The organism is Aliiglaciecola litoralis (assembly GCF_039523355.1).
Taxonomy (GTDB): Bacteria; Pseudomonadota; Gammaproteobacteria; order Enterobacterales; family Alteromonadaceae; genus Aliiglaciecola; species Aliiglaciecola litoralis.
On sequence record NZ_BAAAFD010000002.1, the window covers coordinates 253,111 to 268,218 of the forward strand.

A 15,108-nucleotide genomic window follows, 5' to 3' on the forward strand; every position below is an offset into this window, starting at 1 on the left:
CAAGCGCTCCTTGCAATAACATACACACTACTCTTAGTTTCAGGAGGTTTTCCATGCTTTTTAACGGTAATCTGGTCACCAGTTGTCCCATTCGACAAAAGATAAGAGATTTTTATCGTATTGATGAAAATTTGGCTGTTGATCATATTTTGCCTGATGCGGAAGTGTCAGTCAGTGCACGCAGCCGCGCTTGGGAGAGAGCCCGTAAAATGGTCCTGCGTATTCGCAGAGAACAAGAAGGTCATGGTGGTGTCGATGCCCTGTTAAGTGAGTATTCATTGTCCTCCGCCGAAGGGGTAGTGTTGATGTGTCTGGCTGAAGCATTGTTGCGTGTGCCTGACAAAAAATCCCAAGACGCTTTGATCCGCGACAAGTTATCCAAAGGGGTATGGAGTTCACATTTAGGCACCAGTGACTCAATGTTTGTCAACGCCTCTTCATGGGGTTTATTACTTACTGGCAACATGGTTACTTACACTGACCATCGTAAACGCGACAGCATTGGCTTACTCAAAAAGACCCTTGGCAAAATGGGCGAACCGGTGATTCGTAAAGCCATGAACATTGCTATGAAAGTCATGGGCAAGCAATTCGTGATGGGCGAAAACATTGACGACGCTCTAGCTCGCGCCGAAGAAAAAGAACAACAAGGCTATGTGTATTCTTATGACATGCTTGGCGAAGGCGCTAGAACGGCAAAAGATGCCAAACGCTACTATGACGCTTATGAAACAGCGATCCACTCCATAGGTAAAGCCGCCAATAAAAAAGGTCCTAAACGTAGCCCAGGCATTTCCGTTAAGTTATCGGCAATTCATCCGAGATACGAATTTACCAATCGCGAAGAAGTGCTTGAAGAGATACCGGCAATGTTGAAAAACCTTTGTCTACTTTGTAAAGATTATGACATTGGTCTAACCGTAGATGCTGAAGAAGCCGACCGTCTGGATATTTCGTTAGATATCATCGAGAAAGTTTTTTCTGATCCGGACTTAGGTGAATGGACGGGATTTGGTATTGCTGTACAGGCATATCAAAAACGTGCCCTGTACGTCATTGACTGGGTACGTGATCTTACCTTAAAGGTTAGCCGCCCGATGATGTTGCGACTGGTTAAAGGAGCCTATTGGGATACTGAAATTAAAAATGCTCAAACCGACGGAATGGAGCATTTCCCGGTCTTTACCCGCAAATCCTCAACTGATGTGTCATACCATGCTTGTGCCAATCGACTTCTGGCCTATCGCGATAGTATTTATCCGCAATTCGCGACCCACAATGCATACACCGCGTCGGTCATTTTAGAATTAGCCGGTGATGACAAAGAAGGGTTTGAATTCCAATGTTTGCATGGCATGGGAGACAGTTTGTATGATCAAATTGTTACTGAAGAAAAAGTACAGTGCAGAGTGTACGCCCCGGTTGGTGAACATGAAGACCTTCTGGCTTACCTAGTAAGGCGATTGCTCGAAAATGGCGCGAACTCGTCGTTCGTTAATGCCATCGTCGATGACAGCAAACCAGTGGAAGACTTACTCGAAGATCCAGTCGAAAAAACCCAACGACTCAAATTCAAATATAACGACCAAATATTAATGCCTATTGATTTGTTCGCACAAGAGCGTGCCAATTCTAAGGGATTGGATTTGACCGATGTTAATCATATCTCTCCGCTCAAACTGGCGTTGGATCGTTGGCAACAAGAACAATGTATGTCGTTAGAAAACGCAGATAAGCTGCCTGAAGGACAACATTATGTGCTTAATCCTGCCAATCGAAAAGAGTCTGTGGGCGTCCTCAATTACGACTCTCCACAACAAATAAAAGATAAGCTCGCTCGCTCTGAAAAAGCGTTCCAAAGTTGGTCAAATACACCGGTTAACGAGCGCGCTGATGTGCTGCGCCGGACCGCGGATATTCTAGAGCGTCATTCTGATGAATTGATCGCCCTGTGTATGAAAGAAGCCGGGAAAGTTGCGCAAGATGCCATCGATGAGATCCGTGAGGCGGTCGACTTTTGTCGCTATTATGCCGCACGAGCCGAAGAGCTTGCGGATGACAACAGACTCAGTCCAAGAGGCGTTGTCTTGTGCATAAGCCCTTGGAATTTCCCCTTAGCGATTTTCCTTGGTCAGGTCGTTGCGGCTTTGGTCACAGGTAACACTGTATTAGCTAAACCAGCTGAACAAACCAGTTTAATTGCACTGCGCGCAACTGAGCTGATGGAAACCGTAGGCTTGCCAAAAGACACCTTGCTCACAGTGGTCAATCATGGACCTGTTGTGGGAGATACGTTATTACCTGATCCGCGCATCAAAGCCGTCATTTTTACTGGGTCGACACAGACCGGCAGCCTAATTGCCAGAGAATTAGCTAAACGTGACTTAGAACAAGTCCCGCTAATCGCCGAAACCGGTGGCCAAAACTGTATGATTGTCGACTCCACAGCCTTGCCTGAACAAGTGGTTGACGATGTGATCGCTTCTGGCTTCCAAAGTGCGGGACAACGTTGTTCAGCATTGCGCGTGTTGTATTTACAAGAGGAAATTGCCGATAGCATTATCGACATGTTGATTGGTGCCATGAAAGAACTGCGCATAGGCGATCCGGCTTTATTATCGACGGACGTTGGTCCTGTTATCGATCAAAAAGCCTTAGATAGCCTCAATCAACATGTGGCAGAAATGCAAGATAAAGGCACATTGTTACACGCCTGTGAAGTGCCTGGCAGCTGTGAAAATGGCTTTTATTTTGCGCCGAGATTGTATGAAATTGATGATATCGGTGTGCTATCTCGTGAAGTCTTTGGGCCTTGTATCCATGTGGTTCGCTACAAAGAGAAACACTTGTCTAATGTCATAGAAGCGATCAACAGTACCGGTTATGGTTTGACCATGGGTATCCATACTCGGATTGATGAAAAAGCCACCGAATTAGCCAAGTTGTCACGCGCCGGCAACGTCTATATTAATCGCAACATCATTGGTGCCATTGTCGGAGTTCAACCTTTCGGTGGACGCGGTTTATCTGGAACTGGCCCCAAAGCAGGCGGCCCCAATTACTTGCCACGCTTAATGATTGAAAAAGCCACACCAGTTGAAATTGAGATTCAAGATAACCTGCAAATCCATAAGGTGTTTGAAGATCAACAACACGACGATGCAGGCGCGGCTAAACTGATTGAAGCGGCTTCGAGCATTGAGAAACAGTGGCGAGAGTCAGATCTGACAAGTCGCATCTCTTGGGTTAGACAGCTTTTGGCAAAACTTGCTCGCGTTGACATGTTGGATGATCTCGCCGATGACCTTGATCAAACCTTGGCGGTATGTCGCATACAGTTAGCTAAAATCGAAAAGTTACTTAAAAACCCCAAACAGTTGCCGGGACCTACAGGCGAGTCTAATACATTGTATTTAGAGCCCCGAGGGATCTTGTTGTGTTATGCCGATGAACAGGTCACCTTTGAATATTGGACATTATCGGTGATCACGGCACTAGCGACAGGTAACGTGGTTATCTCAGTAGTATCGGATCTATTTTTTGATGAGGCCTGTGCCTTTGCCGAAAAATGGCGAGCGCTAGGCGCGCCCAATGCTGCACTTCAGGTGGCTAAACTTAGCCATTTACCTGCGCTATTAAATGCACCTGCGCTGGCTGGCGTTGTTATTGACAGTCAAAGTCAAAGTCAGTCCTTTTTGGCGAAAAAATTGGCCGCCCGAGAAGGAGCAATATTACCGGTAATTACTGCGGAGTATGCCGACAACCTGATCCAGCGCTTGCTGACAGAAAAAACCATCAGCATCGATACAACCGCTTCAGGTGGCAATACTAAATTGATGACCTTGGAAGAATCTGATGATTAATGCGTGTGTAGATAAAAATTCTAAACCGATTTCATCATTTTGCGCTAGGATATAAAGGTAACAACAATTACCCGTTTGCAGCACCAAAGTGTTAACGTTATTTACGACACTGCGGTGCTCAAACACGTCTCAATGGACTTTAAATTTTGAGCTATAGGATCTCGATCAAAGACGATATTTTACATTTGCAGTTTATCGGACATGTGAATGGCCTGCATGTTGTAAAGGTTATCGGTGATGAGCAATTTTTTCCGAATTTACACAAAGTCAATTTTGCACTCTTTGACTTTTCTGCAGCGCAAGAAGTTGAATTATCACTAGAGGAAGTGAAAAGCTTTGGCACCATCGGGAAAATTGAAGCGAATTTCATAGACAACCTGCATGTCGTGATCATTCTTCGCAATGAGAATGGCAGAGCCAGGGCCGAGCACTTCATCAATTCCGTTGGATGTCAAAACTGGAAATTCGATATCTCACTGGATCTTCCATCGGCGTTTCGCTGCATCAATAAACCCAATCCTAGCTAACCTAATAGCCAAAATAGGAAGCCGATAAGGAGTTAGTCGTGTACGTTTTAGCCAAACTACTCAAAGCGCTGCATTCAGATGCGGGTCCTTGGTCTTTAGCGTTTGGAATAATGTTTGGAATGATTTTCGGACTCACCCCTGTGCTTGCATTCCACAACCTTATTGTGCTGTTTTTCGTCCTGTTCTTTAGAGTTAACTTGTCGACCTTTCTGCTGTCCTGGGGGCTTTTCTCATTATGCGCTTTGTTAATCGACCCACTGATGAACGACGTTGGCGAAGCACTGCTTATCCATCAGCAGTTACAGGCAATGTGGACGAGCTTTTACAACACCGCGATAGGACGTATTAGTCAATTCTATAATACGCTTATCATAGGCAGCCTAGCAGTGACTCTGTTGTTGTCGCCTTTTGTGCTGTTTCTAAGCAAAGTGCTGGTGGTTAAATATCGCTCCTACTTCATGGCTTGGGTTGAACAATGGAATATTGTGCAGGTGCTCAAAGGCAGTCGAATTTATCAAGCTTATCAACGATTTGGAGGCTAAAATGAGTAACATCATTCGCTGGCCTGGCTTAGTAGGATTTGTTGTTTTTGTCGGTTTTATCAGTGCCATTTTAATTGTATTTTTAGACACTTGGATCAGGCTTGCGGCGATATCAACCTTAGAAACCGCTACCGGTGCTGAGGTAAATATTGAATCGGTATCACATACCTTTAGCCCATTTGGTGTAACCTTAGAAGATATCCAATTAACTGATCCAAGCAATCCTACTCAAAACCAAGTGCAAGCGGATAAAGTTGTCGCGCAAATTGAACTTGGTCCCTTACTGCTCAACAAAGTGATCATTGAAGAGATGACCGTTTCTGGCGTTGCCTTTAGTCAAACAAGAGCGTCTAAAGGTAGCGTTTATCGTCAACCCGGCAGCCCGTTGATCAAACCCGAATTACTTGACCCGAAAAAACTACCATCAGTAGATGAATTGTTGGCACGAGCAGATCTCAAAACAACCCACGCCATCAATGAAGCCAAACAAGCCTATCAGCGCCACGCTAGCGAACTCCAAACTCAATACGATAGTTTACCCGCCAAGGACAAACTCAAAGAGTATAAAGACCGAATTAGTGCGCTTACTAAAACCGATTACAAGGATCCTGTCGAACTCATCGCGGCCAAAAAGAAATTTGAGGTATTGCGAGAGGAATTGATTCAAGAGCAACAAAAAATCAAATCTTTTAAACAGTCAGTCAGCGATGCAAAAAACGATTTAGCGCCGAAACTAGCTAACTTAAAGGCGGCGCCGGGGCAAGATTATGATCAACTAAAATTGCTAATTGCCGGCGACCAAGGGGCAATTGAAGATGTTACCCGCATGATCTTAGGCGACAAGGCCGCACTTTGGAGCGACTACCTGTTAAGTGCTTATAAAATTGTCGCACCGCTAATAAAAGGCTCAACTGAACAACAAACAAGCCGAGACAGTGGTCGCTTTATCACCTTTGCAGACGACACCAACTTACCCGATATCTGGATAAAGAAAGCCGATATTTCGTTACATTGGCAACAAGAACGTATTCACTCACATTGGCAAAATATTACCCATCAACATGAGCGGATAAAACAGCCAACAACTTTTAGTATCAATTCATCGGCCAGTGCTTTGTGGCAATCTTTATTGGTTAACGGTGACTTCCGATTGTCACAAATGGGTTTATCTGCCAATCAGCAATGGGATCTTGAAGGGATCAAATTGTCTGACATCAGCTTATTAAAAGATCACAAACTGACCACCAAAATAGACCAAGCCCTATTTGGCAGTATCGGTAAACTAAGCGTCGAAAACGGCACCATGAATGGCTCTGGTGATATGAACTTTAGTCAATTGAGAATGACCGCCACAGGCCAAAATAATTTGACCAAAGTGATTGCCGAGACACTCAGCCAATTAAATAGCCTGAAAATTAAGACTGACATTAGTGGCAGTTACGCCAAGCCCAAAGTGTCTTTTCGTTCAGATCTGGACAAACAACTAGCGGCTGCCTTGGTGGCTAATCTTAGTGGCGATCAACAAACTAAACTTGTCGAACTTCGTGGCAAACTCGATGACAAAATTAAGGCCGTTCTGGGTGAGAAGAATGGCCAGTTGTCTCAATGGCTCGATTGGCAAAAACTGGCGGACGGAAATTTGACGGGTGTCGAAGAAATGCTTAGCGTGCAATTTAACAATGCCTTGGATGAGCAAAAAGACAAACTCAAGAACAAGCTCAAGGACAAACTAAAAGACAAATTGTTTAACCAGTGAAATCCATTGAGATGACTATCAAGCTCGGATTTACTGGCACATAAGGGGGATTCTCTGCATAATAACGCCTTAGATCATAACCGGAGGCAAAAACAAGATGAAGTGGATCACCTTAGTTTTAGTGAGCTTGCTATTTTTGCTCCAATACCGACTATGGTTCGGTAAAAACTCCATTCCAGATTACATCGCCTATCAACAACAAGTTGCCGAACAAAAAAAGCATAATTCCGGATTAAAACAACGTAACAGTTTATTGATCGCTGACATTAAAGATTTGAAATTAGGCGTACAAGCAATGGAAGAAAGAGCTCGTAACGAACTTGGATTGATCAAGCAAGGCGAGACATTTTTTCGAATTCTCCCAGCTCAAGAGTAAAAGATGCTATCCACAGAGTTACAATTTACGGTGGTTGTCCCTGCTGCCGGAGTCGGTAAGCGAATGGCTGCAGACCGGCCAAAGCAATACTTAACTATCGACGGCAAGACTGTATTAGAACACACCTTGGACAAGCTTATCAGCCACCCTAATATTCAACATATCGTGGTCGCTGTGCACCCCCAAGATCCTTATTTCGACGGCCTGCCTTGTCGGCAACAACCTTGGCTAACCCGGGTTGATGGCGGTGATGAAAGGGCTGATTCGGTTTTAGCGGGTTTGAATATGCTGGCACAACAACAACAACCCGATTGGGTGCTGGTGCATGATGCTGCACGGCCATGTGTTTCACATTCAGAAATTAGCCAGTTGCTCGCCTTAGCCGAGCACCAAGGACAAGGCGGTCTGCTTGCCTGCCCAGTTCGGGACACGATGAAACGAGCAAACAAAGACCAGCCAAGTTTAATTGACAAGACCGTGGACCGTGATGGTCTATGGCATGCATTAACCCCACAATTTTTTCCCTTTAGCGCATTGCGAACTGCACTGAGTAACGCACTGCAAGCCAAGATTGCAATTACCGACGAAGCCTCAGCGATGGAATGGGCGGGGCACCCTGTTCAGCTGGTCGAAAGCAGTGACAAAAATATTAAAATAACCCGCCCTGATGATTTAGCATTAGCGGCATTTTACCTCTCTTTGGAAAACCTATGATGCGAATTGGTCATGGCTATGACGTACACAAATTTGGCGGTGATGGCCCAATAAAGATTTGCGGTGAATCGATTGAATACGAACACGGCTTAATCGCTCACTCTGATGGCGATGTGGCGTTACACGCGCTCTGCGATGCGCTTTTAGGTGCTGTCGCCTTAGGTGATATTGGTCAGCACTTTCCTGATACTGATCAAGCGTATAGCGGAGCTGATAGCCGTGAACTGCTCAAACATGTTTACCGGTTAGTCACACAGCGCGGTTACCATGTAGGCAACTTGGATCTAACTATTATTGCCCAAGCCCCAAAAATGGCACCTCACATTGTCAACATGAGGCGCCATCTGTGTGACGACCTCTGTTTGCAGCTCGATCAAGTCAATGTGAAAGCAACGACCACCGAGAAACTAGGATTCACCGGCCGCAAGGAAGGCATCGCTTGCCACGCGGTTGTACTGCTTATCAACCATAATCATGATTGAATTAGCCACCAATAAATGGCAATACCTGTTTGCTAAACCCACAGCGACGGGCGTGCTTAAAGCGCAACCTGAGGATTTCATCGTTCGTGAAGAGCTTGGTTACGAGCCTAGCGGTGAGGGAGAGCATATTTATTTATGGGTGCAAAAAGTGGGGCTAAATACCGCCTTCGTTGCAGAGAAAATTGCGCAGTTTTGCCAATTGCCATTGCGCGCGGTAACTTACGCTGGACGCAAAGATAAACATGCTCTCACTCAACAATGGTTTGGGGTGCATGTTCCAGGCAAGCAGCAATTTGACTGGCATGAACTGCAATTAGAAGGATTGCAGATACTCGATGTGAAACGCCACAACAAGAAGCTTAGAGTCGGTAATCTCAAAGGTAATCGCTTTGAGATTACGCTACGCGATATCGACTCCACCGAGGAATTAGAGCAACGTCTGATGCAAGTTGCATCTCAAGGGGTACCCAATTATTTTGGACCACAGCGCTTTGGCGAAACTCGTTATCATGCCAACGGCGGCAATTTGGCCTTAGCGCAAAAAATGTTGGCGAATGAACCCATTAAAAACCGTAATAAACGTTCAATGGCTATTTCCGCGTTGCGTTCATGGCTATTTAACGAATTTGTCAGTGAACGCATCGCGCAAAATCGCTGGCAGCAAGTCTGCACTGGCGATGTGATGATCCTAACAGGTAGCAATAGTTTTTTTATCGCAGATGATGATCACGTGGCAATCGAAGATCGTTTACACAAAAATGATATATCCTTATCAGCGCCTATGTGGGGCAAAGGAAACTTAGACAGTCAAGGTGCAGCACAGGAATTTGAACAGCAATGTGCACTTAGCAGAGCTGCGGTATGCGATTTACTCTCTTCGTTAGGCTTAAAGCAAGAGCGCAGAGCGATACGCATAGTACCAGAAAACTTGCATTGGCAAATTCAAAGCAATAGGCTTGAGGTCGCATTTTCATTGCCTAGCGGCTGTTTTGCTACATCAGTGATAAGAGAGGTCATTAATGCGCATACTGTTGAGTAATGACGACGGCGTTTTCGCCCAAGGTTTAAGCTGTTTGTACCAACATCTGAGCCAATATTACGACGTCACTGTGATTGCCCCTGATACGAATTGCAGCGCTGCTAGCAATGCCCTTTCTATTCGCAAGCCTCTGCGTGTAGAGAAGCAGCATAACGGTTTTTACGCGGTCAACGGTACGCCTTCAGACTGTGTGCATTTGGGCATCAATCAGTTTTTAGATGAAGATCCAGACCTCGTGATTTCAGGGATTAATCACGGCCCCAACCTGGGTGATGATGTGATCTATTCAGGCACGGTGGCAGCGGCCACCGAAGGCCGATATATGGGGCTGCCAGCGATTGCGGTTTCACTCGATTTAGGCGAGGGAAATCATTTTGAAACCGCTGCGCGCGTCATTGTTGAAATCGTTCAACATTTGCAAAATCATGCCCTTCCTGCAGATCAGATTTTAAATGTAAACGTCCCTGATGTACCTTATGACGAGTTACAAGGCATTGAAGTAACCCGACAAGGTCGTCGCCATCGGGCGGAAACCATGATAAAAGATGTCGATCCGTTTGGAAAAGATCTCTATTGGTATGGAGCGGTTGGCAAGGAGCAAGATGCTGGCGAAGGCACCGACTTTCATGCGCTTGCAAAAAAACGCTGCTCAGTGACGCCGTTGAGCGTTGACATGACTGCCTATCAAAGTTTAGACAATATGAAGCAGTGGCTGAATAAAAAGAATAATAATAGTTAGGGTCTAACGATCCTCAACGTAAAATTGAGTACAAGGAACCATATGACACGCGCGACTCGAAAAGGGGAATCTCTTGCACAACTGCTTCACACCGAGGGAGTTAGAAATCAAAAGGTATTGCAGGCAGTAGCGGCCACACCACGCGAGCTATTTTTACCTGATGCATTGCACCATAAAGCATACCAAAATACCGCACTGCCAATAGGTCAAGGGCAAACCATTTCCCAGCCCTATATTGTCGCTCGTATGACAGAATTACTTTTAGAATCTAGCGCAGCAAATAAAACCGTATTAGAAATTGGTACCGGCTCAGGATATCAAACCGCGATCTTGGCACAGCTTTTCGATAAGGTGTTTAGCGTTGAGAGAATTAAAGCATTACAATTTCAAGCGAAACGCAGAATGAATCAACTGGACTTACACAACGTCTCAATGAAACACGGTGATGGTTGGCAAGGCTGGGCAAATAAAGGTCCATTTGACGGTATCATTGTGACCGCTGCGGCCAGCCATATGCCAACCGATTTATATCAACAATTGAATCAAGGTGGTCTGTTGGTAATCCCTGTGGGTACGGATGATCAAAAGCTACATTGCGTGGTGCGAGATGGCGATGAATTTACCAGTACTATAGTAGAATCTGTGCGCTTTGTACCACTGGTTCCCGGTGACATTATTTAACCTCAGGGAAGACACATGAAAGCTGTCAAACGCGATAAAAAGGGCTACGTTGGATTAGGTTTAAGAGGCATGCTAATGGGCGCTGCCGATGCTGTTCCTGGCGTTTCGGGTGGCACCATTGCTTTTATGACGGGTATTTATGCAGAATTAATATACTCGCTCAAGCAATGTGGACCTGAAGCAGTAAAAGTTCTATTCAAGCACGGAATTCCGTCAGCATGGCGACACATTAATGGCAACTTCTTACTCAGTGTTTTTGGCGGCATAATTGTCAGTCTTATCACTCTGTCGCATTTGGTGGTGTTTGCCCTAGAGCAATATCCGGTGCTGCTGTGGTCGTTTTTCTTTGGTTTAATTCTCGCTGCCGTGTGGTCTGTCATCAGGCACATAGAGCGATGGGGCGTGTCAGTGATGGCGTCCTTTGCATTAGGCACAGTAGTGGCTTTTTACGTCACTATCATGACACCCACTTTTATCGAAGCAACACCAATAATGGTCTTTCTTGCTGGTATGATCGCGATTTGTGCCATGATTTTGCCGGGAATTTCAGGCAGCTTTATTTTATTGTTATTAGGTATGTATGCCCCCATGCTTAATGCCGTTAAATCATTGCAATTTACAACCTTGGCGATCTTTGCCAGCGGCTGCGTAATCGGCCTCCTCTCCTTCTCCCGCGTGCTCAACTGGATGTTCGAAAAACATAAAACGCTGACTCTAGCATTGTTAGGGGGATTTATGTTGGGCTCACTAAACAAGGTTTGGCCGTGGAAAGTTACTATCGAATCCATTATCAATAGGCATGGCAAGGAAATTCCACTCCTTCAAAGCAATGTATTACCATCTACCTTCGAGACGAGCACAGGGCAACACTCCTATGCAATGTTAGCACTAGCATTGATGTTGTTAGGTGTATTCATGGTGTACTTGCTGGAAAAATTTGGCAATAAGACAGGGAATTAATCCAATGTCTGATAAGAGCAATGAAAAAATTATCGCGTTTTCGGCCTCTTACAGAACAAGTTGGATTATTGCCGTTTGTAGCTTTAGCTGTATTTTTATGTCGGCATGTTCAAGCAGATCGACACCTGCTCCCGTGGTTTCACTTTACCAAGGCAAAGACTATCGCGACTTCGAAAAAGAAGGATTTCAAGGCACCCGATATACGGTGCAAAAAGGCGATACCTTATATTCTATTGCTTGGTATTCGGGTAACGATTACCGCGACATCGCTTCAATTAATAACCTAAAAGAGCCCTTCTCCATTTACCCAGGACAAGAGTTGCAATTGCAACGGCAGGAGCAACCTGCGGAATCAAGAGTAAAAGACTCACCTGGTCGGACCTCAAAAACAAAACCAAATAGGACAGTTGACCGACCTTCAAAGCAGGCGTATGGTGAAAGTAACAAAGTTGTTAACAAACCTAACAAGCGGACAGAAACCATTGAATTCCCTAAAAGAATATCGAAATGGGTTTGGCCTGCAACGGGTAAATTAATTTCTACATTTTCACTGTCAGAGCAAGGCAATAAAGGCATTGAAATTAGTGGTAGCCTAGGAAATAACGTCCTAGCCGCCGCCGATGGCAAAGTGGTTTATACCGGAAATGCACTGAGAGGTTATGGTCAATTGATCATAATTAAGCACTCAGATTCGTTTTTAAGTGCTTATGCGCATAACAATGCTGTTTTCGTAAATGAGCAACAGTGGATTAAAGCGGGGCAAAAAATAGCCTCTATGGGAAGTACAGGTACCGACCAAGTAAAGCTTCGTTTTGAAGTTAGGTACAGGGGCAAGTCTGTTGACCCGTTGAAGTATTTACCACGCAAATAATAACAATAAATAATAATTACAAAAAACGAGGAGATAAAACTAAAACTGATCCATGCAGGAGACGCATTATGGGTGATACAAATACTGTCGTAGTCGATCTAAACAAGCAATCCACTGACGACAAAGCTATCGACGCTGAAACCAATGAGACTGAAAGTGTCGATATCGATCCCATGGAAGAAATTCTAGCCGGCCAGGAAGAACTGCAAAAAAATCTTGATGCCACACAACTCTATTTAGGTGAAATAGGTTTCTCACCGCTTTTATCAGCAGAAGAAGAAGTATATTTTGCCCGTCGCGCCCTCAAAGGCGACGAAGCCTCCAGAAAACGAATGATTGTTAGCAACCTACGTCTAGTTGTTAAAATTGCCCGCCGCTACAATAACCGTGGATTAGCACTTCTTGATCTAATTGAAGAAGGTAACCTTGGTCTTATCCGTGCGGTAGAGAAATTTGATCCCGAACGAGGCTTTCGCTTTTCTACCTATGCAACTTGGTGGATAAGACAAACCATAGAACGTGCAATTATGAATCAAACTCGCACGATCCGACTGCCCATTCACGTGGTAAAAGAATTAAACGTCTATTTACGAGCTTCTCGCGAATTGGCACAGAAACTTGACCATGAACCCACAGCGGAAGAGATCGCTAAATCACTCGACAAACCCGTTGAAGATGTCACTAAGATGTTACGTTTGAATGAACGTATTACCTCAGTGGACACCCCTATTGGAAGTGAGAACGACAAGGCTCTACTTGATATCATCGCAGATGAAAAGGGCTGCGGCCCTGAAGAAGACCTGCAGGATAAAGATATCAAATGCAGTATTGTCAGATGGCTGGAAGAGTTGAATCCAAAGCAACGAGAAGTGTTAGCAAGACGATTCGGTTTAATGGGTTACGAACCCTCTACATTAGAAGATGTCGGCGCTGAAATCGGGTTAACTCGTGAACGCGTTAGACAGATCCAAGTAGAAGCGCTGCGTCGTTTAAGAGATATGTTAGGTCATCAAGGCTTGAATTTAGAGGCGCTATTTAACAACGCGCTCTAACACATCACATTAGCTAAAGCCTCTTATTGTTACGTGCGGTCGACGCAAAATTGATCGCACTTGGACAAAAGAGGCTTTTTGTTGCTAATGAGTTACAGCCCTGAAATAGCGAATAGGACCAGCAGGTTATTTATAGTGCAGCTAATGCCGCATCATAATCTGGCTCATCAGCGGTTTCTGCCACTTGTTGTGTATAAATTACTGAGCCATCTGTGTCGACAACCACGACTGCTCGCGACAACAATCCGGTGAGAGGTCCGGTTTTGAAAGTCACTCCGTAATCATCTCCAAAGGAAGAACGAAAGCTTGAACCTGTGGTCACTTTGTCTATTCCTTCTGCGCCACAAAAGCGGCTATGAGCAAAAGGTAAATCAGCTGAAACACAGACCACTTTGGTATTTTCCATGGCTGTCGCCTTCTCATTGAAAGTTCGAACAGACATGGCGCAGGTTCCGGTGTCAACGGAAGGGAAAATGTTCAAGATCACGCGACTACCAGCATAATCAGATAAACTCGTGGTTGAAAGATCGACTTTAACTAACTCAAAATCAGGTGCTTTGGTTCCCACCGAAGGTAGCGTTCCGACCGTTTCGATTTCATTGCCTTGCAGTGTTACTGTTGTCATTTTTTGTTCCTTTTAAATTAATTATCGAGTTCCGATAGTGTTTACGCCAGAGCCTAAGTATAGTCAGTAGCCAACAGAAAAGATCAATTATATCGAAAGCAAATTCTCATTAATAAGGTCATGATGAGGGAAGCTTATTTTGAGGATTGCTATGTCATCTCACCTCCGATTGTTGCTCTCAGCAGCCGTTTCTTTTGTGTTTTATTTTAGTTGGACGTATTGGGCTAATAATATGGTCTCAGATGACATGGGCCTAGTGTTGCGTTCGGCAGTGGTACAAGGAACACTGAGTGCAACCATTACCTTATTATTCACCTTCGCCTTGGAAAAGTCCGTCGAACGATTCGGCGAACGTAGTCTATCATTGGTATTTGTTGTTCCCATACTTTGCTCAGTGCATTCCAAGACTTTGCAAAATATTGCCATCTATAAAACGTTTAACGCTGCGTTAGATTTGTCCGCTAAAAAAGCCAGCGGCACTGTTTTACCCGGTACCTTGTTTGCACCTTTGTTACCTTTAATGGTGCAAGCCACTATCGCCATTGGCGTTAACGTGATTAATCAAACGCCAAACCTATGGCTTACAGTCGCGCCTAGCATTTTGTTTACCGGCCTATATGGCTACATTTACACTTATACCCTGCTGAATAAACGGGCTTAATTCTACTATTTACCAGCTTACTACTATCTTTTTTGTACTTTAAACCACTTAGATTGCACTTTCTACCGTCATCCAACGTACCAAATCCAATCAGTGGAGTATCACCATTTAGCCTACCTCCTGAGTGAGTTAATCTTGATTTAGCCAATGCTTTTTTGACGTTTTAATAGATTTACCCGATTAGCCTGGTCTAAAAAAGTCAATTACTTAGATCAAAGTT

The 15,108-nt window shown here is 44.6% G+C and carries 15 protein-coding genes; 14 read left to right on the forward strand and 1 reads right to left on the reverse strand.

Annotated elements, in window-relative coordinates; all coding sequences use genetic code 11:
- Positions 1-53 precede the first annotated feature (53 nt).
- The 13 genes from putA (at position 54) to rpoS (ending at position 13,602) form a co-directional block, all read left to right on the forward strand.
- Positions 54-3,863: a bifunctional proline dehydrogenase/L-glutamate gamma-semialdehyde dehydrogenase PutA gene (putA, locus tag ABD036_RS04780; RefSeq protein ID WP_343857034.1), complete on the forward strand. Its 3,810-nt coding sequence runs from the start codon at positions 54-56 to the stop codon at positions 3,861-3,863.
- Between the two features lie 146 nt (positions 3,864-4,009).
- Complete coding sequence (locus ABD036_RS04785; RefSeq protein ID WP_343857037.1) at positions 4,010-4,390, forward strand: hypothetical protein; 381 nt, start codon at positions 4,010-4,012, stop codon at positions 4,388-4,390.
- Between the two features lie 38 nt (positions 4,391-4,428).
- A complete protein-coding gene (locus ABD036_RS04790; protein ID WP_343857039.1) occupies positions 4,429-4,932 on the forward strand; it encodes a TIGR03546 family protein in 504 nt (167 codons plus the stop codon).
- A 1-nt stretch (position 4,933) separates the two neighbouring features.
- A complete protein-coding gene (locus tag ABD036_RS04795; protein ID WP_343857042.1) occupies positions 4,934-6,688 on the forward strand; it encodes a TIGR03545 family protein in 1,755 nt (584 codons plus the stop codon).
- A 97-nt stretch (positions 6,689-6,785) separates the two neighbouring features.
- Entirely contained in the window at positions 6,786-7,064 is a 279-nt protein-coding gene (gene ftsB, locus ABD036_RS04800; protein ID WP_343857045.1) for a cell division protein FtsB, read from the forward strand.
- Positions 7,065-7,067: 3 nt separating this feature from the next.
- Positions 7,068-7,778, forward strand: coding sequence for a 2-C-methyl-D-erythritol 4-phosphate cytidylyltransferase (gene ispD, locus ABD036_RS04805; RefSeq protein ID WP_343857047.1), 711 nt, complete (start codon positions 7,068-7,070; stop codon positions 7,776-7,778).
- Entirely contained in the window at positions 7,778-8,260 is a 483-nt protein-coding gene (gene ispF / locus ABD036_RS04810; protein ID WP_343857995.1) for a 2-C-methyl-D-erythritol 2,4-cyclodiphosphate synthase, read from the forward strand. The genes ispD and ispF overlap by 1 nt, the downstream gene beginning before the upstream one ends.
- Positions 8,253-9,299: a tRNA pseudouridine(13) synthase TruD gene (gene truD / locus ABD036_RS04815; RefSeq protein WP_343857048.1), complete on the forward strand. Its 1,047-nt coding sequence runs from the start codon at positions 8,253-8,255 to the stop codon at positions 9,297-9,299. Before ispF ends, truD begins: the two co-directional genes overlap by 8 nt.
- Positions 9,280-10,038 (forward strand): 5'/3'-nucleotidase SurE, encoded by a 759-nt coding sequence (gene surE, locus ABD036_RS04820; RefSeq protein ID WP_343857049.1) that lies wholly within the window; start codon positions 9,280-9,282, stop codon positions 10,036-10,038. The genes truD and surE overlap by 20 nt, the downstream gene beginning before the upstream one ends.
- A gap of 42 nt (positions 10,039-10,080) precedes the next feature.
- Positions 10,081-10,719: a protein-L-isoaspartate(D-aspartate) O-methyltransferase gene (locus ABD036_RS04825; protein WP_343857051.1), complete on the forward strand. Its 639-nt coding sequence runs from the start codon at positions 10,081-10,083 to the stop codon at positions 10,717-10,719.
- 15 nt (positions 10,720-10,734) lie between these two features.
- A complete protein-coding gene (locus ABD036_RS04830) occupies positions 10,735-11,679 on the forward strand; it encodes a polyprenyl-phosphate transporter (protein WP_343857052.1) in 945 nt (314 codons plus the stop codon).
- Between the two features lie 4 nt (positions 11,680-11,683).
- Positions 11,684-12,550, forward strand: a complete 867-nt coding sequence (locus tag ABD036_RS04835; protein WP_343857053.1) for a peptidoglycan DD-metalloendopeptidase family protein — start codon at positions 11,684-11,686, stop codon at positions 12,548-12,550.
- Between the two features lie 68 nt (positions 12,551-12,618).
- Positions 12,619-13,602, forward strand: a complete 984-nt coding sequence (gene rpoS, locus ABD036_RS04840; RefSeq protein WP_343857056.1) for an RNA polymerase sigma factor RpoS — start codon at positions 12,619-12,621, stop codon at positions 13,600-13,602.
- A 130-nt stretch (positions 13,603-13,732) separates the two neighbouring features.
- Here rpoS and tpx read toward each other — a convergent pair whose 3' ends face one another.
- A complete protein-coding gene (tpx, locus tag ABD036_RS04845; protein WP_343857058.1) occupies positions 13,733-14,227 on the reverse strand; it encodes a thiol peroxidase in 495 nt (164 codons plus the stop codon).
- Between the two features lie 151 nt (positions 14,228-14,378).
- Between tpx and ABD036_RS04850 the strand changes: the two genes are divergently transcribed.
- On the forward strand, positions 14,379-14,888 hold the full coding sequence (locus ABD036_RS04850) for a hypothetical protein (RefSeq protein WP_343857060.1): 510 nt from the start codon (positions 14,379-14,381) through the stop codon (positions 14,886-14,888).
- The last annotated feature ends 220 nt before the right edge of the window (positions 14,889-15,108 follow it).

Coding starts and splice junctions, on each gene's coding strand:
- surE (WP_343857049.1), top strand. CDS start 9,280: ATGCGCATACTGTTGAGTAATGACGACGGCGTTTTCGCCCAAGGTTTA.
- ABD036_RS04825 (WP_343857051.1), top strand. CDS start 10,081: ATGACACGCGCGACTCGAAAAGGGGAATCTCTTGCACAACTGCTTCAC.
- tpx (WP_343857058.1), bottom strand. CDS start 14,227: ATGACAACAGTAACACTGCAAGGCAATGAAATCGAAACGGTCGGAACG.
- ABD036_RS04835 (WP_343857053.1), top strand. CDS start 11,684: ATGTCTGATAAGAGCAATGAAAAAATTATCGCGTTTTCGGCCTCTTAC.
- putA (WP_343857034.1), top strand. CDS start 54: ATGCTTTTTAACGGTAATCTGGTCACCAGTTGTCCCATTCGACAAAAG.
- ABD036_RS04795 (WP_343857042.1), top strand. CDS start 4,934: ATGAGTAACATCATTCGCTGGCCTGGCTTAGTAGGATTTGTTGTTTTT.
- rpoS (WP_343857056.1), top strand. CDS start 12,619: ATGGGTGATACAAATACTGTCGTAGTCGATCTAAACAAGCAATCCACT.
- ABD036_RS04830 (WP_343857052.1), top strand. CDS start 10,735: ATGAAAGCTGTCAAACGCGATAAAAAGGGCTACGTTGGATTAGGTTTA.
- ispF (WP_343857995.1), top strand. CDS start 7,778: ATGCGAATTGGTCATGGCTATGACGTACACAAATTTGGCGGTGATGGC.
- ftsB (WP_343857045.1), top strand. CDS start 6,786: ATGAAGTGGATCACCTTAGTTTTAGTGAGCTTGCTATTTTTGCTCCAA.
- ABD036_RS04850 (WP_343857060.1), top strand. CDS start 14,379: ATGTCATCTCACCTCCGATTGTTGCTCTCAGCAGCCGTTTCTTTTGTG.
- truD (WP_343857048.1), top strand. CDS start 8,253: ATGATTGAATTAGCCACCAATAAATGGCAATACCTGTTTGCTAAACCC.
- ispD (WP_343857047.1), top strand. CDS start 7,068: ATGCTATCCACAGAGTTACAATTTACGGTGGTTGTCCCTGCTGCCGGA.